Raw genomic sequence first — 19,083 nt, 5'->3', positions numbered from 1 at the left:
GTCACTCACTCCCCGTACGTGCCGAGTATCAGGACGGCGTTGTTGCCGGCGAAGGCGCTGGAGTTGTTCTGCACGATCCGCACGTCCGCCTCGACGGCCTGGTTGGGCACGACGTCGAGCGGGCAGTCCGGGTCGGTCTCGCGGTGGTTGATGGTGGGCGGGATGAACCCGTGCTCGATGGCGAGGCCGCAGGCGATGGCGCCGAGCGCGCTGGCCGCGCCCATCGAGTGACCGAGCATCGACTTCACGGCGACGGTGCGCGGCGGGGCGTCGCCGTACACGTCGACGATGGCGGCCGACTCGGTCTTGTCGTTGGCCTTGGTGCCGGTGCCGTGCGCGGAGATGAAGTCGATCTCCTCCTGCTTGACGCCGGCGTCGTCGAGGGCGAGGCGGATGCCGCGGGCGATGCCGTCGCGGTTGGGCGCGGTGGGGTGCGCGGCGTCGCAGGACAGGCCGTAGCCGAGGACCTCGGCGTGGATCCGGGCGCCGCGCGCGAGGGCGGACTCCAGGCTCTCCAGGACGAGGATGCCGGCGCCCTCGCCGGTGAGGATGCCCTGGCGGTCCTTGTCGAAGGGCCGCACCACGTCGGGGGTGAGCGCCCCGAACCGCTTGAACAGGGCGAACGCCTTGCGGCACACGGCGTCCGCGCCGCCGCACAGCGCGATGTCGACCTCGCCGGAGCGGATCGAGTCCAGGCCGTAGCCGATGGAGTAGTTGCCGGCCGCGCAGGCCGTGGTGACGGTGGTGGCCTCCACGTTCGGCATGCGCAGCTCGCGGGCGATGACGGTGGACAGCCGGCCCGCGTTGATACGGCGGGACAGCACCGGGTCCATCGCCTCCGGGTCCCCGGCGGCCAGCTCCTGCTCCAGCAGCACGGCGATGTCGTGCGACTCCCCGTCGGTGGTGCCGACGGTGATGACGGCCTGCCGCTCGCCGAGGTCGTCCTCGGTGAGCCCGGCGTCGTCGACGGCCATCCGCGCGGCGGCGACCGCGTACTGGCCGGCGCGGCCCATGTCGTCCAGGGGGACGTTGTGGATCCAGCGCCCGGGCTCGAAGTCGGGGACCTCGCAGGCGGTGTTCTGGCCGAAGCCCTCGGTGTCGAACCGGGTGATGGGCCGCGCTCCGGAGCGGCCGGACCGCAGCCCCGCCGTGTACTCCTCGACCCCCGTGCCGATGCTGGAGATCACCCCGAAGCCGGTCAGGACGACCCGGCGGCGTGCGGTTGCGGTGGACATGTGGGTTCTCCTCCCCCCGTGGGTTCTGCTCACCAACCGGCGGCCGCGGCGGTCACCTGGTAAGTGGCCTCCACGTTGGTCATCTTGGGCAGTTCGTTCATGTCGATGACGATGGAGTACTCCATCTCCAGGGCGCTGAGGACGTCGATGAGCTTCAGCGAGTCCGCGCCGAGTTCGTCGATGAACAGGGCGGTGTCGGAAAGCCCGTCGAGGTCGACGTCGATGTTTTCGGCGATGATTTCCCGGATACGGGAGAGGTGCTGGGGTGCGACCGTGGTCATTTGTTCGTTCCTCTCTTCAGGTTCAGCTCTGGCACGAAATTAGCCAGCGCCGGTGACTGCGCGCTGACGTCCAACTGATGGACCGCTGACAGGGGTTGCCGGTCAGCGTCCGACGGCCCGCCGGAAGCCCCGTACGCTCCCCGCGACCGCCACGACCAGCAGCGCGGACAGGGTGATGGCGGTGACCAGACCGGGGTGCTCGGCGGGGAATCCGCTGCCGGCTGCGCCCGCGGGGTCATTGCCCCACAGCCGTCGGCAGGTGGTGATGACGGACGTCACCGGATTCCATTCGGCGACCGGGCGCAGCCAGCCGGGCAGGCCGCTCACCGAGACGTAGGCGTTGGAAAGGAAACTGAACACGACGAGGACGAGCGCGCCGGTGCCGTCGATGGCCTCGATGTTCTTCTGTGTGGTGCCGAGGAGAATTCCGACCCAGAGCATCACGTAGACGAAGGCGAGCAGGACGCCGAATCCGGCGGCGGTGCGCAGCACGCCCTCGTGCGGGCGCCAGCCGACGGCGAGGCCGACCAGGGACACCGTGGTGAGGCTGACGGCGCCGACGAACAGGTCGGACAGGGTGCGGCCGACGAGCACCGAGGCCGGTGAGATCGGCAGCGAGCGGAACCGGTCCACGAGGCCGTGCCGCAGGTCGAGGGCGACGCCGATGGCGGTGGGGCCGACGCTGGTCAGGCCGACCTGGATGGCGATGCCGGCCATGATGAAGTCCTCGTAGGCGACGCCTCCGGGGACCTGCATGGAGTTGCGGAACAGGTAGCCGACGGCGATCAGCATCACCAGCGGGTTCATGGTGACGAGGATCAGCCGGCCGGGCGAGCGCCGCAGGTGCGTCAGGTGCCGGCCGGCCAGCGCGAGGGTGTCGCCGACGTGCCCGGCGAACGCGCCGCCGGAGGGTGCGGGGCGGGTCGCGGTTGCCGTGGCCATCAGTGGATCTCCTCTTTCCGGTACCGGGTCTCCTCGGTCCCTTCCTTGCGGCCCGTGCCCGTGAGGTCGAAGAAGACGTCGTCGAGGGTGGGCTTGCGCAGTTCGAAGTCGGCGGTGGCGACGCCCTTCTCGCGCAGCGCCAGGGCGGCGCGGGACACCTCGTCCAGGCCGTCGTCGCCCAGCTGGACCGAGACTCGGCGGGCGGCCTCGTCGACGACCGGGGGCCGGCCGCCGAGCGAGGCCAGGGCGGCCACCGCGTCGCCGAGGCTCTCCGGGCGGGCCACGGTGACCTCGAGGCGTTCGCTGCCGACCTGCCGCTTGAGGGACTGCGGGGTGCCCTCGGCGATGACGCGTCCGGCGTCGATCACGGCGATGCGGTCGGCGAGTTCGTCGGCCTCCTCCAGGTACTGGGTGGTGAGCAGGATGGTCACGCCGTCGGCGACCAGGTCGCGCACCACGTCCCACAGGACGACCCGGCTCGTCGGGTCGAGCCCCGTCGTCGGCTCGTCGAGGAACAGCACCTCGGGCTCGCCGATGACGCAGGTGGCCAGGTCGAGCCGGCGGCGCATCCCGCCGGAGTAGGTGCCCACGGGACGGTCGGCGGCCTCGGTGAGCTCGAAGCGTTCGAGCAGTTCGGTGGCGCGCCGGGCGGCTCCGCGCCGCCCGAACCGGAGCAGCCTGGCGAGGAGCACGATGTTCTCGCGGCCCGTCAGGAGCTCGTCGACGGCCGCGTACTGCCCGGCGAGCCCGATGCGGCGGCGCACCTCGACGCTGTCGCGCACGACGTCGTGCCCGGCGACGGTGGCCCGCCCGGCGGTCGGCTGGACGAGGGTGGCGAGGATCCGCACGGTGGTCGTCTTGCCGGCGCCGTTGGGCCCGAGCACCCCGAGCACGCTGCCGGCCGGCACGGACAGGTCGATGCCGTGCAGCGCGGTGTGCGACCGGTACGTCTTGCCGAGGCCCTCGGCGAGGATGGCTATGTCGGACGAGGACACGCTCAGCCCGCCTGCCGCTGGAGGCTGAGCGGACGCATGTCGGTCCAGTTGCTCTCGACGTGGGCGACGGCGGTGGCCCGGTCGCTCGCGTCGAGCGCCACCCGCCAGCCGTCGGGCACGGCGGCGAAGGACGGCCACAGGGAGTGCTGCCCCTCGTCGTTGACGAGGACGAGGAAGGTGCCGTCCTCGTTGTCGAAGGGGTTGGCCATGACGGTTCTCCAGATCTGTGCGGATGGGTCGGACATTCGGGTACGTGGTTTCAGCGGGCGGCCGTCAGCGCGGCGAGGTCTCGCTCGACGCGACGGCCGATGACCGCCGCCGGACCGGGGCCGAGCATCTGCTGGTGGCCGCAGTCGACGTCGTACGCGTCGAGGGCCCCGGCGAGGTGCGGCTCCCAGCTCTTGGTGCGCAGTGCGCGTTCCTCCTGGCCGAGGCCGCCGCCGGTCGCCAGGAACAGCGTCATGGGGCAGCCGTCGAACCGGCCGGGCGTGAACCGCTGGAACAGTGCGAGGTTGTTGCGCATGACGCCGATCAGCCGCTCCAGCGTCGCCTCGCCGAGCCCGGCGAGCGGGCCGCCGGTGCGCGCGAGGTGCGCGGCGACGGCGGCCGGGGTGAGCCGGCCGACGCCGTCCGTGCCGACGCCGGCTTCGGTGAGGAAGTCAGCGAGGAACTCCTCGTCGGTCGGCGCGGCGCCGCGCGCGTCGTCGGGAAAGGCGTCGAGGTTGGCGAGATAGGCCACTTCCTCTCCGGCCGCCCGCAGCCGCACCGCCATCTCATGGGCGACGACTCCGCCGTAGGACCAGCCGAGCAGGTGGTAGGGCCCGCTGGGCTGCACGCCCCGGATCCGCTCCACGTACTCGTCGGCGACCTCGGCGATATCCCGCGGCAACGGCTCGTCACCGCCGAGCCCACGGGCCTGGAGCGCGAACACGGGCTGCTCGGCATCGAGATGCTCGGCGAGCGCGACGAACGGAATCCCGAAGCCGAGCCCACCGTGGACGCAGAACAGCGGGGGGCGGGAGCCGGTGGAGCGAATCGCCAGCACGGGAGCGCCCCATAGGGGCGCGGGGAACTGCGCGACCAGCCCAGACGGCGCCGCACCCGAACTACGACCCGTCTCGGCACTGCCGGCGAGAGCTGCAAGGGTCCGGTGCTCGAAAACGGCCGCAAGACTGATCCGCAGCCCACCCCGCGCGGCAGCGCTGACCAGCAGAATCGCCTTCAGACTGTCCCCACCCAGCGCGAAGAACCCGTCATCGGGTCCGACCGGCCCCACGTCGAGCACCTCGGCGACCGCAGCGCACAGCACCCGCTCCGCCTCGGTGCCCGGCGCCCGTACGACACGGTCGACGGGAGCGGCCTCGGCGGCCGGCAGGGCCCGGACGTCGAGCTTCCCGTTGGGGGTGAGCGGCAGATCGGCCAGCGTGACGAAGGCGCCGGGCACCATGTAGCCGGGGAGGGTGCGGGCCAAGTGGGCGCGCAGCGCCTCCGGTTCGGGCGCCGGACCGCCCGGCACGGGAACGACGTAGGCGACGAGGTGCCGCTGCCCGCCGGGCCCGGCGGGGGCGAGGACGGCGGCCCGCGCGACCTCGGCGTGCGCCGTCAGGTGGCGTTCGATCTCGCCGGGTTCGATGCGGAAGCCGCGGATCTTCACCTGCTGGTCGGCCCGGCCGACGTAGTCGATACGGCCGCGGGAGTCCCAGCGCACCAGGTCCCCCGTGCGGTACATGCGCTCGCCGGGCTCCCCGAACGGGCAGGCCACGAACCGTTCCGCGCTGGCCGCCGGCCGCCCGAGATACCCGAGGGCGAGGCCCGGCCCGCCGAGGTACAGCTCGCCGACGACGCCGCGCGGCACCGGCCGCAGGGCCTCATCCAGGACGTAGGCGCAGGTGTCGCCGATGGGCAGTCCGATGGGGACACTCACCGGGGTGTCCTCGGCGGCGGCGAGGTCCTGGAGGGTGGCGAAGGTGGTGGTCTCCGTCGGGCCGTAGACGTTGAACACGCGGGTGTCCGGCAGCGCGGCCCGCAGCCGTTCGAGGTGGTCGCGGGAGTGCGCCTCGCCGCCGGTGAGCAGGATCCGCAGCGGGGCGAGCGCCGCGGGCCGGGTGTCGGCGACCGCGTTGACGAACTGGGTGGTGAGGAAGGCGACGCTCACCCCGGCCCGGCCGCAGAACTCCCCGAGCGCCTCGGGGTCGGCGGGTCCCGGCGGGCAGATCGCCAGCCGGGCGCCCTGCGTGAGCGGCCCCCAGATCTCGAAGGTGGACGCGTCGAAGGCGACCGGCGCGAAGTACAGGAAGGTGTCGCGAGCGGTGAACTCCAGCTCGGGCAGGCCCTGTACGAGCCGTGCGGCGGCGCGGTGCGAGACGGCGACGCCCTTGGGCCGGCCGGTGGAGCCGGAGGTGTAGATGACGTACAGGAGGTCGTCCGGGGCCGGTGGGGCGACGTCGGGCGGGGTCACCGGGAGGTGGACCAGGCTGCCGCGGACGGCGGGGTCGTCGAGGACGACGAGTTCGGCCCGCAGCGGCTCCAGCGCCTGCGCCAGCGACTCCTGGGTCAGCAGCAGCCGGGCGCCGCTGTCGGTGAGCATCCCCCGCATCCGCTCCGCCGGATACGCCGGGTCGAGCGGCAGGTACGCAGCACCGGTCCGGGCGATGGCCAGCAGGGCCGTCACGGTGGCCGGTCCGCGTTCCAGGCACAGCGCGACCAGGTCGCCGCGGCCGATGCCGCGCCCGGCGAGCAGGTGCGCGAGCCGGTTGGCGGCGGCGTCGAGGTCGGCGTACGTCGTGCTGACCAGGGCCCCGTCGGGGTCGGCGTGAACCAGGGCCACCGCGTCCGGGGCCGCGGCGACCCGGCGGGCCACCAGCTCGGTGAGGGTGGTGCGTTCGGTGCCGGTGCGGCGGGTGCCGCGGGCCAGCAGGTCGGTGCGCTCGGCGGGGTCGAGGAGGTCCAGGCGGGACAGGGGCAGGCCGGGTTCGGCGAGCGCGGCGGCCAGCAGGCGCAGGTAGGAGTCGACGATCCGGCGGGCCGTGGCGGGCTCGAAGAGGTCGGTGCGGTACTCCAGGGCGAGCGAGAGACCGTCGGTGCCCTCCTCGGTGAGCTGGAAGAACAGGTCCCACTTGGCGGTGGCCCCGGGCACCTCCTGCTGCCGTACGGACAGGCCGCCGCTCGTGGCGCCCCGCGGCAGGTCGGCCTCCTGCTGGTGGCCGAGCATCACCTGGAACAGGGGGTGCCGGGACATCGACCGCTCGGGGTTGAGCACCTCGACGAGCTTCTCGAACGGCACGTCCTGGTTGCGGTAGGCGGACAGGTCGAACTCACGGACCCGCTGGACGAGTTCGCGGAAGCCGGGGTCTCCGTCGGTGTCGGTGCGCAGCACGAGCGTGTTGACGAACATGCCGACCAGGTCGTCCAGGCGCTCGTCGGCGCGGCCCGCCACCGGGGAGCCGAGCGGGATGTCGGTGCCCGCGCCGAGCCGGGTGAGCAGGGCGGCGAGGGCGGCCTGGAGCACCATGAACACGCTGACGCCCCACTCCGCCGCGAGGTGCCGCAGTGCCGTGACCAGCTCTCGGGGGGCGTCGGCCCGTACGAGGCCGCCGTGGTGGCCGGAACGGGTGCCCCGCGGGAGGTCGAAGGGGAGCTGGAGTTCCTCGGGCAGGCCGTCGAGGGCCTTCTTCCAGTGCGCGAGCTGGCGGGCGAGTTCGCTGTCGGGGTCGGACTCGTCGCCGAGGAGGTCGCGCTGCCAGAGCGTGTAGTCGGCGTACTGCACGGCCGGCGGGGGAAGTTCAGGGGTTCGGCCGCTGCGGCGGGACTCGTAGGCCGTGGTCAGGTCCCGGGTGAGGGGGGCGAGGGACCAGCGGTCCGCGGTGATGTGATGCAGGACGAGGAGGAGGACGTGGTCGTCGGGGGCGAGGGTGAAGAGGCGGGCCCTGACGGGGACCTCGTGCTCGAGGTCGAAGCCGTGGGCTGCCTCGGTGGCCAGTGCGTCCGGCAGGGCGGCCTCGTCGACGGGCGTGACCGGGAGGGGGACGGGGGCTTCGGCCGGCGGGAGCACGCGCTGTTCGGCGGGGCCGACGGCGGGTGAGGTGGGGCCGTGCTGTGCGGTCTCGCGGCTGCCGGTCCGTCGTGGCTGGTCGCGCAGTTCCCCGCGCCCCTTTGGGGCGCTGTGCTGCGGGAAAACTGTTCTCAGTGACTCGTGGCGGGCCACCACGTCCGCCAGTGCCGCCTCCAGGGCCGGCACGTCCAGTGGGCCGGACAGGCGTACCGCGAGGGGGATGTTGTAGAGGCCGTCGGGGGCGCCGAGGTGTTCGATGAACCAGAGGCGTTGCTGGGCGTACGACAGGGGGAGGGTGGCTGGGCGCGGGCGGGCGGCCAGGGGGGTTCGGCCGGGTGCGGCGGCCGGGACTCGGGCGGCCAGCGCGGACACCGACGGGGCCTCGAAGAGGTCGCGGATGCCGAGCTCGGTGCCCAGTTCGGCGCGGGCGCGGTTGACGATGCGGGTGGCGAGGAGGGAGTGACCGCCCAGGGCGAAGAAGTCGTCGTCGACGCCGACGCGTTCGAGGCCGAGGACCTCGGCGAAGATCGCGCTCAATGCCTCTTCCTCGCGGGTGCGCGGGGCGCGGTCGGAGGTGGCGTACTCGGGCGCCGGCAGGGCGCGGCGGTCGAGCTTGCCGTTGGCGGTCAGGGGGATCGCGGGGAGCCGTACGACGGCCGACGGGACCATGTAGTCGGGAAGGCGGGTGCTCGCGAACTCTCTGAGTTCTGCGCCGAGTTCGGCTGCCGAGACGACGTACGCCACCAGGCGCTGGTCCCCCGGGCGGTCCTCCCGTGCCACGACCGCCGCCTCGGCGACGCCGGGGTGGCGGCCGAGGACCGTGGCGATCTCGCCGAGTTCGATGCGGAAACCGCGCAGCTGGACCTGCTGGTCGGCGCGGCCCAGGTATTCCAGGGTGCCGTCGGCCCGCCACCGGCCGAGGTCGCCGGTGCGGTACATGCGCGCGCCGGCCGGTCCGAAGGGACAGGCCACGAAACGGTCGGCGGTGAGGTCGGGGCGCCCCAGGTAGCCTCGCGCGAGGCCGGGCCCGGCGACGTACAGCTCGCCGGGCACACCGGCCGCCGCCGGGCGCAGGGCTCCGTCGAGGACGTACACCCGCAGGTCGGGGATGCCGCGGCCGATGACGCTGCCCCCGCCGGCGGCGGCCGTGGCGGCGTCCAGCTCCTGGTAGGAGACGTGGACCGTGGTCTCGGTGATGCCGTACATGTTGACCAGGCGCGGGGCGTCGTCGGCGTGCCGTGCGTACCAGTCGCCGAGGCGGCCGATGTCGAGGGCCTCGCCGCCGAACACCACGTACCGCAGCGCGAGTTCGCTGTCCGTCTCGGCGTCGGCGCGCATCAGCTGGTAGAAGGCGGACGGGGTCTGGTTGAGGACGGTGACCCGTTCGCGGGCGAGCAGCTCGCGGAAGGCGTCGGGCGAGCGGGTGACGTCGTACGGCACGACGACGAGACGGCCGCCGTACAGCAGGGCGCCCCACAGTTCCCAGACGGTGAAGTCGAAGGCGATGGAGTGGAACAGCGTCCACACGTCGTCGGGCCCGAAACCGAACCAGTCGTCGGTGGCGTCGAGCAGCCGCACCACGTTCTGATGCGGGACGACCACGCCCTTGGGGCGGCCGGTGGAGCCGGAGGTGTAGATGACGTACGCCGCGTGCTCGGGCGCCACGGCCGCGCGGGGGTCGGTGGCGGGGCAGGCGGCGAGCTCGGCCCTGGTCCCCGCGGCGGCGAGGTCGACGCGCGGCAGGTCGGGTGCCGCGGGCACGTCGGCGCCGGCGCCGGTCAGCAGCAGTACGGGGCGTGCGTCGCGCAGGGTGTGGGCGACGCGGTCGGCCGGGTGGGCGGGTTCGAGGGGGAGGTATGCGGCGCCCGACTTCAGGACCGCGAGGACGGCGACGATCAGGTCGGCGCTGCGCGGCAGCGCGATCGCCACGAACGTCTCGGGCCCGGCGCCCCGGGCGGCGAGCAGGTGCGCGAGCCGGTTGGCGCGCTCGTCCAGCTCCCGGTAGGTGAGGCTCGTGGTGCCGGCGGTCACCGCCACGGCGTCGGGCGTGCGCGCGGCCCGCTCCGCGAACAGCTCCGGAATCGTCGTACGGCGGGCGGGGGCCGGACCGGACTCGGCGGTGCCGCTCCACTCGGTGAGGATCCGCCGCTCCTCGGCCGGGTCGAGGCCGCCGAGCCGGGCGAGGAGGACGTCCGGGTCGTCGGCGACCTGGCGCAGGACCCGCACTAGCCGGCCGAGGACGCTCTCGGCGCCCGGCACCGAACTCCGGTACGCCAGCTGCATCTCCAGCCGCTCCCCCGGCAGCACCGTGAGGTGCAGCGGGTAGTGGGTGGCCGAGTGCACCTGGGCCGCGCTCACCGCTCCGCCGGTCTCCCGGCGCAGGCCCTCCTCGTCCAGCGGGTAGCTCTGGAAGGCGAGGACGGTGTCGAAGAGTTCGCCCTGGATGCCGCTCGCGGACTGGACCTCGGCGAGCGGCAGGTGTTCGTGCGGCATCATCGCCAGCTGCTGCCGGGCCAGCTCCTCGATCAGCTCGCCCGCCCGCCGCTGCGGGCGCACGTCGGCCCGTACCGGCAGGGTGTTGGCGAACAGCCCGATCATCGACTCGACGCCCGGCACCTCGGCGGGCCGCCCGGAGGTGACGGCGCCGAGGACGACGTCCTCGCGGCCGGTGAGCCGGCCCAGCAGCACCGCCCAGCAGCCCTGCACCACGGAGTTGAGGGTGAGCCCGCGCCCGCGCGCCCAGGCCGTGAGGGCGGCCGTCTCCCGCTCGGGCAGGAAGTCCCGTACGGACTGAGGCAGTTCGGTGTCCGTGCCGGTCGCCTCCGGCGCGACCCGCACGGGCCCGTCGAGTCCGTCCAGCAGTCCCGCCCAGGCCGTGCGGGCCGCGGCGCGGTCGCGGGTGCCGAGCCAGTTCAGGAAGGTCCGGTAGGCGGTCGGCTCGGGCAGGGCCGCCGCGCCCCGCTCGTCGGCGAGGAGGGTCAGCTCGCGCACGGCCAGCGGCAGCGACCAGCCGTCGACCAGGATGTGGTGCACGGACCACACCAGCCGGCAGCGGCGCTCGCCGAGCCGCAGCAGCGCGAACCGCATCAGCGGCGGGCGGGCCGGGTCGATCCGCCGCAGCCGGTCCTCCCGGGCGATCCGCCGGGCCTGCGCCTCGCGCTCCTCCTCGGGCAGGTCGGTGAGGTCGTGCACCGCCCACGGCGGCCGCACCTCGTCCTCGTGCGGGACGACCTGGACGGGCTCGCCGTTCTTGCGGTTGCGGAAGCAGGCCCGCAGGTTGGGGTGGCGGCGCAGCAGCGCGGCGGACGCGGTGCGCAGCCGGCGCTCCAGGTCGGCTGCGTCGCCGTCGATGTCCGCGACGAACTGGAGGGTGTAGAGGTCCGGGGCGGTGCGGTCGTAGGAGGAAAGGAAGAGCAGGCCCTGCTGGAGCGGGGAGAGCGGCAGCACCGCGCTGATCCTCGATCTGGCTCCGCTCTTCGACCCGGTTGTGGGCTCGGTCACGACAGATCCTCACTCAACTCGAATTCCAGATCGGCGAGTTCCTCGTCGGTCAGATCGATCAGGTCGCCCTCGGGCTCCGGGGCGGGCTCGGCCTCGACGCCGCCCGCGGCGCGGGCGAGCTCGGCGGCCGTACGGTGCGTGAAGACGTCCCGGGTGGTCAGGGCGAGGCCGGCGGTGCGGGCGCGGCTGACGACCTGGATGGAACGGATGCTGTCGCCGCCGAGGGCGAAGAAGTCCTCGTCGATGCCGACGGCCGGCATGCCGAGCACCTCGGCGAGGATCCCGCAGAGGATCTCCTCGCGCTCGTCACGCGGCCCGCGCGCCTGCTCCGCCTCGTCGGCCCGCTCCGGCACGGGCAGCGCCTTGCGGTCGAGCTTGCCGTTCGGGGTGAGCGGCATGGCGTCCAGGACGAGCCAGGTGGACGGGATCATGTATGCGGGGAGCAACTGCGCCAGCTCGTCCCGCACTTGACCGGCGTCCGCACCGGGCCCGGTCAGATAGCCGACCAGACGAGGATTGCCGGACGCGTCCGGTACGACGGCCACGGCGGCGTCGGTCACCTGGTCGAGCCCCCGTACGGCGGCCTCGATCTCACCGAGTTCGACGCGTCGGCCGCGGATCTTGACCTGGTGGTCACGCCGCTCGATGAACTCCAGCTGCCCGTCGGGGCGTTGGATCACCCGGTCGCCGGTCCGGTACATCCGCGTGCCGGGCCCGGCGAACGGGTCGGCCATGAAGGTGCCGGCCGTGCGCGCCGGGTCGTCCAGGTAACCGCGTCCGACGCCGGCGCCACCGACGTACAACTCGCCCGGGACGCCGACCGGAACCGGCTGGAGCTCGTCGCTCAGGACGTACAGGCGTGTGTTGCGCACCGCGCCGCCGATCGGGACCCGGCCACCGAGGTCGTCCTCGGCACGGATCACCGCGTGCGTGACATCGTCCGAGCACTCCGTCGGACCGTAAGCGTTCATGAGCGGGATCCGTGGGTAGCGGGCATGCCACCGCTCGCACAGATCGGCCGGCAGGGCCTCACCCGTCACCATCAGCCACCGCAGATCCGGCAGTTCCGGAGCGCGTTCGTCCAGGTCCCAGGCATCCAGCGCGGCCCGCAGCAGCGACGGCACCACCTCCAGCACCGCCACCCGCTCTTCGCGCACCATCGCGAACAGCCCGGACGGATCCGCCGCCATCTCCGTACCCGACACCCGCACCCGACCGCCCACCAGCAGCGGAGCCAGCATCTGCCACACCGAAACGTCAAAGGTCAGCGGAGCGTTCTGCACCACCACCTCACCAGCCGCGAGGTCCAGATCCCCGACCTTCGCCCACAGGTGATTCACCATCCCCGAGCGCTGCACCATCGCGCCCTTCGGACGGCCCGTCGAACCCGACGTGAACATCACATACGCCAGGTCGAGGCCACCGCCGACGGCGGGCGGCAGGGCGCGGTCGGTGAGGGTGTCCTCCAGTACGAGGACGGTGACGTCACCGGTGATCTCGCGGGCCTCGGCCTCGTACGCGGTCCCCACCAGCAGGTACCCGGCGCCGCTGTCCCGCAGCAGGCCGGCGTTGCGGGCGGCGGGGGCGGCCGGGTCCAGCGGCAGGTAGGCGCCGCCGGCACCCAGGACGCCGAGCACGCCCGTCACGAACGGCACGCCGGGGTCGGCGAGCATCGCGATCACGGAGCCGGTGGTGACCCCGGCCGCGGTGAGGCGGGCGGAGAGGCCGCCGGCCGTCTCGACGAGTTCCCGGTAGGTGAGGGAGGTCGTGCCGTCGGTCGCCGCGGGCTCGTCGGGGATGCGGTCGGCGACCGCGCGCACCCGCTCCACGACACCGAGGCTCTCCTCGGGGATCGAGGGGTCCCAGGTGCCGAGCAGACCGCCGAGTTCGCCGGGGGTGCCGGGTCCGGCGAGCGTCGTCGGGGCGGTCACGTCGATCCGGGCGAGCGGCAGGGCGGGGTGGTCGGCGACGGTGCGCAGCAGGTGCCGGAACATCAGGGCGACGCGCTCGACGTCGGCGCGGGTGAAGCGGTCGGGTGCGTAGTCGAGCCGCAGGGTAAGGGTGTCGCCGGGGAAGACCGCCATGCTCAGCGGGTGGTGGCGGGCGTCCCTGGCCTCGGTGCGCAGCACCCGGACGCCGTCGGTGCCCGTGTCGGTGCCGGCGGCGTCGAGCGGGAAGTTCTCGAAGAGGACCACCGTGTCGAAGACCTCGCCCGCGAGCCCGGCCGCCTTGTGGATCTCGGCGAGGCCCAGGTGCTCGTGCGGCATGAGCGCGGTCTGCCGGTCCTGGAGGGTGTGCAGCAGCTCGGTGAGGGTGGCGCCGGGGTCCAGCGGGACGCGGACCGGCACGGTGGTGAGGAACATGCCGATCATCGACTCGACGTCGGGCACCTCGGCCGGGCGGCCGGAGGTGACGGCGCCGAAGACGACGTCCTGGCGTCCGGTGAGCCGGCCCAGCAGCAGCGCCCAGCAGCCCTGCACGACGGTGTTGAGGGTGAGGCCCTGGGTGCGGGCCCAGCCGGACAGGGCGGCGGTCAGCTCGCGCGGCACCTCGGCGTGCACGGCCTCCGGCAGGACCGGGGCCCGGTCTGGGTCGGCGGGGACGAGCAGGGTCGGCTCTTCGACGCCGTCCAGGGCGTCCCGCCAGGCGGCGCGGGCTCCCTCGCGGTCCTGGCCGGTGAGCCAGCCGAGATAGTTGCGGTACGGGGCCGGGTCGGGCAGCAGTGTGACGTCCGCGTCGGTGCGGCACAGGGCGAACAGCTCCCGCACGAGCAGCGGCATCGACCAGCCGTCGACGAGGATGTGGTGGCTGGTCCAGATGAAGCGGTGCCGTCCCTCGCCGTGGGTGACCAGCGCGAACCGCAGCAGCGGCGGGGCGGTCAGGTCGAAGCGGCGGGTGCGCTCGGACTCGGTGATCCGGTCGAGTTCGGCGCCGCGCTGCGGCTCCGGCAGATCGCGCAGGTCGGTCTCCTGCCACGGCAGTTCGGCGTGGTCGGGAACGAGCTGGACGGGGTCGCCGGTGGCGCGGGCGCGGAAGGCGGCGCGCAGGTTGGGGTGCCGGTCGAGGAGCGCCTGCCCGGCGGCGCGCAGCACGGCCGGGTCGATGTCGCCCTCCAGTTCGGCGACGATCTGGAGGGTGTAGACGTCGGTGGCGTCGCGGTCGTAGTCCGCGTGGAAGAGCAGGCCCTGCTGGAGCGGGGTGAGCGGCAGCACGTCCGTCAGGGCGGTGCCCGCGTCCGCGAGTTCGCTCTCGTACGCCTCGATCTCGTCCTGCGTGAGGTCGACCAGCGGCAGGTCGGACGGTGTACGGCCGCCCGTGCCGGGCTCGGCGGTGTGCCGGACCAGCAGGTCCAGGGCGCGGAACCAGGTCTCGGCGATGTCCCGGGCGTCGTCCTCGGCGACCGCCTGCCCGGCCCACGCCCAGTTGGCGATCAGGTGCGGGCCGTCGTGGCGGTCCTCGGTGGCCGGGGTGACGTCGAGGAGGTGCGGCAGCGGCATGGCGGGGTGGGCGCCGGTGCCGACGACGCCGTCGCCGCCCGCGGGTTCCCACAGCCGGTTCTCGCGGGCGTCGAAGCGGCCCATGTAGTTGAAGCCGAGCTGCGGGCGCTCGTGGCGGGCGAGGACGCGGGCGGCGTGCGGGTTGAGGTAGCGCAGCAGGCCGTGGCCGACGCCCCGGTCGGGCAGGGCGCGCAGCTGTTCCTTGACCCGCTTGAGGGCGGTGGCGAGCGCGGGGCCGCCCGCCCACGCCTCGTCCCAGTCGAGGGCGCCGGGGTCGAGCCGCACCGGGAAGGCGCTGGTGAACCAGCCGACGGTGCGGGACAGGTCGAGGCCGTCGGTGAGCTGTTCGCGGCCGTGGCCCTCCAGCTCGATCAGGGTCTGCGCGTAGTGGGTGTGGCCGTGCCGGCGGCGCCAGTCGGCGACGGCGAGGGCGAGCCCGGTCAGCAGGACGTCGTTGACCTCCGCGTGGAAGGCCGCGGGGACGTCGGTGAGGAGCGGGCCTGTGACGTCGGGGCCGAGTTCGAGACGGAGGGTGCGCCGGGTGCCGTACACGTCCTTGGCGAGGTCGAGGCGGCGAGTGCCGACCAGCGGGTCGGGGCCGTCCAGGATCCCCTGCCACAGGGCGAGTTCGGCGCCGCGCACCTCGGTACGGGCCTGCTCGCCGAGCAGCCGGGACCAGGCGCGGTACGAGGTGCCGACGGGGTCGAGCGCGGGGGTGCGGCCCTCGGCGAGCGCCTTGCAGGCGGCGGCCAGGTCGGGCAGCAGGATGCGCCAGGAGACTCCGTCGACGACGAGGTGATGCCCGCACAGCACGAGGAGGGCGGTGCCGGGCGGGGTGGGATCGGTTACGTCGCCGGCTGCGGGCTCACGGTGGCTGGCCGCGCAGTTCCCCGCGCCCCTGGGTTGGCTGCCGCCGGGCCGACCTTCAGGGGCGCGGGGAACTGCGCGATCAGCCCCCACCGGCCCGCGGTCGGCGACGGCGGGGTCGATCAGCACTGCCTGGAGCATCACCGCCGTGCCCGGGTCCAGCCGGGCACGTGCCGCCGCGGCCTGGCGTTCGGCGAACGCGAGCAGGTCCTTGCCCCGCGCGCCGCCCGCGTCCGCACTCGCCACCAGCCGTACGCCGGCCAGCGCGCCGCGCTCCAGCACCTCCGTGTGCCACAGTCCGGGTGCCGGTTCGGTGGCGCGGGTGCGCAGGGCGTCGTGGTGGTCGACCAGGGCGTGCAGGGCGGCCTCGAGCAGCTCGGCGTCGAGCCCCGCCGGCACATGCACGACGACATGCTGGCTGTACTTGACGACGGGCCCGGTCAGGGACCTGGCATCCTCGTGCAACTGCCCCATGATCGGCGTGAGTTCGTACGGCCCCACGCCGCCCGCGTCGTCCTCCGGCTCACGCGTCGCGTCGGCGTCGAGGCTGCCGGCGGCACGGGCGAGGGCGGCGACGGTCTTGTGCTCGAAGACGTCCCGCGTGGTCAGGGCGAGGCCGGCGCTCCGAGCGCGGCTGACGACCTGGATGGAACGGATGCTGTCGCCGCCGAGCGCGAAGAAGTCCTCGTCGATCCCGACGTCCCGGGTGCCGAGCACCTCCGCGTAGATCCCGCTCAGCACCCGCTCACGCTCGGTACGCGGCCCACGCACCGACTCCTGCCCGCCGAGCGCGGGCTGCGGCAGCGCCTTGCGGTCGAGCTTGCCGTTCGGCGTGAGCGGCATGGCGTCCAGGACCAGCCAGGTGGACGGGATCATGTACGCGGGCAGCAACTGCGCCAGCTCGTCCCGCACTTGGCGGGCGTCCACACCGGGCCCGGTCAGATAGCCGACGAGACGCGGATTGCCGGACGCGTCGGGCAACACGGCAACCGCGGCGTCCACCACGCTCTCCAGGGAGCGGATCACGGCCTCGATCTCACCGGTCTCGACCCGGCGACCGCGGATCTTGACCTGGTGGTCACGGCGTTCGATGAACTCCAGCTGCCCGTCAGGGCGTTGGATCACCCGGTCGCCGGTCCGGTACATACGGGAACCCGACGGCCCGAAGGGGTCGGCCATGAACGTGCCGGCGGTGCGGGACGGGTCGTGCAGATAGCCGCGTCCGACGCCGGCGCCACCGACGTACAACTCGCCCGGGACGCCGACCGGAACCGGCTGGAGCTCGTCGCTCAGGACGTACAGGCGGGTGTTGCGCACCGCGCCACCGATCGGCACCCGGCCACCGAGGTCGTCCTCAGCACGGATGACCGCGTGCGTGACGTCGTCCGAGCACTCCGTCGGACCGTAAGCGTTCATGAGCGGGATACGCGGGTAGCGGGCATGCCAGCGCTCGCACAGATCGGCCGGCAGCGCCTCACCGGTCACCATCAGCCACCGCAGATCCGGCAGTTCCGGGGCGCGTTCGTCCAGGTCCCAGGCGTCCAGGGCGGCCCGCAGCAGCGAGGGCACCACCTCCAGCACCGCCACCCGCTCCTCGCGGACCATCGCGAACAGCCCGGACGGATCCGCCGCCATCTCCGTACCCGACACCCGCACCCGACCACCCACCAGCAGCGGAGCCAGCATCTGCCACACCGAAACGTCAAACGTCAGCGGAGCGTTCTGCACCACCAACTCACCAGCGGCAAGATCCAGATCACCCACCTTCGCCCACAGGTGATTCACCATCCCCGAGCGCTGCACCATCGCGCCCTTCGGGCGACCCGTCGAACCCGACGTGAACATCACATACGCCAGATCGAGGCCACCGCCGACGGCGGGGAGTTCGGTCGTGCAGGTGGCGTCGGCGGGGTCGGTGAGCGGGAGGGCGGTGACGTCCGGGGCCGGGGTGTCGTGGCCGGTGCCGGTAAGGAGGTGGCGGGCGCCGCTGTCCTGGAGCAGGCCCGCGTTGCGGGCGGCGGGGGCGGCCGGGTCCAGCGGGAGATACGCGCCGCCCGCGCCCAGGACGCCCAGGACACCGGCGACGAACGGAACTCCGGGGTCGGCGAGCATGGCGACCACCGCGCCGGGCTCCATGCCCGAGGCGCGCAGACGGGCGGCCACGCCGGCGGCGCGGGTCAGCAGCTCGCGGTAGGTGACGCTCTCGGTGCCGTCGGACACGGCGACGACGTCGGGCGAGGTCGCGGCGACGGCCCGTACGCGTTCCACGAGCCCCTCGTAGTGAGCCTGTTCGGCGTCGCGGTCCCAGGTGCCGAGCAGACCGCGGGGCTCGCCGGGCGCGCCGAGACCGATCCGGCCGACGGGGTGGTCGGCGGGCAGGGCCGCGAGGTCGGTGAGGAAGGCCTCGAAGCGGGCGAGATGGGTGGCGAGCTCGGCCGACGTGTACAGCTCCGGGTTGCCGTCGAGGTGGATCTCCATCGTGCCGTCGGCGGTGTTCAGGACGGTGATGATGAGGTCGTTGACGATGCCGGTGGACAGGTTGACGATCGTGCCGTCGCAGGCGTCGGCGAAGGCGAGCGCCGGGTCCTGGTTGAGGACGTTGATGAACGGCCCGAAGGGGCGCCGGTCGTCGGTGCGCAGGCCGATGTCGCGACGGACGCGGTCACCGCGGTAGCGCTGGTGCTTCAGCGCGCCCGACACCTCGATCCACGCCTGGCGCAGCAGCTGGGTGCGGGTGGTGTCGGGGCGTACCGGTACGGCGAGCGGCAGGTAGTTGGCGAGCATGCCGGGGATCTCGCGGCTGGCGGCGCCGACCCGGCCGGTCACCGGCAGGGTGAGCAGCGGGCGGTCGACGCCGGTGGCGCGCTGCGTGTAGGCGGCGGCCGCGGCGACCATGACGACGGGCATGGTGACCTTGCCGTCCCGGGCGAGGGCGCGCACCGCGTCGGTCGCCTCGGCGGACAGCCGGGCGGTGTGGCGCAGTGCGCTGCGGCCGGGGGCGGGCTGCCGGGCCGAGAGGGAGACGAGTTCGGGTGCCGGGCCGTGGGCGCCGGCGGTGAGACGGGTCGTCCAGTGCTTGCGGTCGCGTTCGACGTGCGCCGAGTCGAGATAGTCGCGCTCGGCGTCCAGCAGACGGTGGAAGGGCGGCATGGCGTCGGCGTCGAGGGCGTGCTCGTCCTCGCCGGCCGCGAGCCGGGTGTAGAGCGCGGCGAGCTTCGGGTAGAGCAGGGCGCGGCTGAATCCGTCGGCCAGGATGTGATGCATGCACAGGTAGAGCAGGTGGTGCTCGGGGCCGAGGTGGATCAGGGCGCCGCGGAACAGCGGGAAGTCGGTGACCTTCAGGGGGTCGGCGTGGTCGGCGCGCATCCACGCCTCGGCGGCGGCGAGCGGCTCGGGCTCGCCGGCGAAGTCGAGTCGCTTCAACGGGAGTTGCGCGAGCGGCCGGATGATCTGGCCGGGGGCGCCGTCCTCCTCCACGAACTGCACGCGCAGGCCCTCGGCCTCGTGACCCAGCCGGCCGAGCGCCCGGCCGAGCAGGTCCGGGTCGAGCGGTCCGCGCAGGTCGATGTAGTCGGCCATGTTGTAGCCGAGCGGACCGGTGGCGAACTGCTCGTCGAACCAGATCTCGGCCTGCGCCGCGGTGAGCGGGAGGACGGCGCCTCGGTTTGTCGTCATCGCTTTGCTCTCCGTCATTCTCAGCGCCTCAACCAATTC

General features: G+C 73.5%; 7 protein-coding genes. All 7 read right to left on the bottom strand.

Features of this window, described 5'->3' with window-relative positions; translation table 11 throughout:
- Nucleotides 1-5 precede the first annotated feature (5 nt).
- On the bottom strand, nucleotides 6-1,235 hold the full coding sequence (locus CP983_RS24600) for a beta-ketoacyl-[acyl-carrier-protein] synthase family protein (RefSeq protein ID WP_125526283.1): 1,230 nt from the start codon (nucleotides 1,233-1,235) through the stop codon (nucleotides 6-8).
- Nucleotides 1,236-1,264: 29 nt separating this feature from the next.
- A complete protein-coding gene (locus CP983_RS24595) occupies nucleotides 1,265-1,516 on the bottom strand; it encodes an acyl carrier protein (RefSeq protein ID WP_107905915.1) in 252 nt (83 codons plus the stop codon).
- Between the two features lie 102 nt (nucleotides 1,517-1,618).
- Nucleotides 1,619-2,458: an ABC transporter permease gene (locus CP983_RS24590; RefSeq protein ID WP_229914781.1), complete on the bottom strand. Its 840-nt coding sequence runs from the start codon at nucleotides 2,456-2,458 to the stop codon at nucleotides 1,619-1,621.
- Nucleotides 2,458-3,453 carry an ATP-binding cassette domain-containing protein gene (locus CP983_RS24585; RefSeq protein ID WP_107905916.1) on the bottom strand — a complete coding sequence of 332 codons (996 nt, stop codon included), beginning with the start codon at nucleotides 3,451-3,453 and terminating at the stop codon, nucleotides 2,458-2,460. The genes CP983_RS24590 and CP983_RS24585 overlap by 1 nt, the downstream gene beginning before the upstream one ends.
- Before the next feature lie 2 nt (nucleotides 3,454-3,455).
- Entirely contained in the window at nucleotides 3,456-3,662 is a 207-nt protein-coding gene (locus CP983_RS24580) for an MbtH family protein (protein ID WP_107905917.1), read from the bottom strand.
- A 50-nt stretch (nucleotides 3,663-3,712) separates the two neighbouring features.
- Nucleotides 3,713-11,005 (bottom strand): amino acid adenylation domain-containing protein, encoded by a 7,293-nt coding sequence (locus tag CP983_RS24575; RefSeq protein WP_189748768.1) that lies wholly within the window; start codon nucleotides 11,003-11,005, stop codon nucleotides 3,713-3,715.
- A complete protein-coding gene (locus CP983_RS44785) occupies nucleotides 11,002-19,044 on the bottom strand; it encodes a non-ribosomal peptide synthetase (protein ID WP_229914782.1) in 8,043 nt (2,680 codons plus the stop codon). Before CP983_RS44785 ends, CP983_RS24575 begins: the two co-directional genes overlap by 4 nt.
- Nucleotides 19,045-19,083: the final 39 nt, after the last annotated feature.

The sequence above is a fragment of the Streptomyces chartreusis genome, assembly GCF_008704715.1.
GTDB lineage: Bacteria > Actinomycetota > Actinomycetes > Streptomycetales > Streptomycetaceae > Streptomyces > Streptomyces chartreusis.
Note: the sequence above shows the minus strand (reverse complement) of the source record. Positions and strands in the feature narration are given on the sequence as shown.

Bases quoted from the DNA above. Each gene is read 5' to 3' on its own strand.
- CP983_RS44785 (WP_229914782.1), bottom strand. From the start codon at position 19,044: ATGACGACAAACCGAGGCGCCGTCCTCCCGCTCACCGCGGCGCAGGCC.
- CP983_RS24600 (WP_125526283.1), bottom strand. From the start codon at position 1,235: ATGTCCACCGCAACCGCACGCCGCCGGGTCGTCCTGACCGGCTTCGGG.
- CP983_RS24580 (WP_107905917.1), bottom strand. From the start codon at position 3,662: ATGGCCAACCCCTTCGACAACGAGGACGGCACCTTCCTCGTCCTCGTC.
- CP983_RS24590 (WP_229914781.1), bottom strand. From the start codon at position 2,458: ATGGCCACGGCAACCGCGACCCGCCCCGCACCCTCCGGCGGCGCGTTC.
- CP983_RS24595 (WP_107905915.1), bottom strand. From the start codon at position 1,516: ATGACCACGGTCGCACCCCAGCACCTCTCCCGTATCCGGGAAATCATC.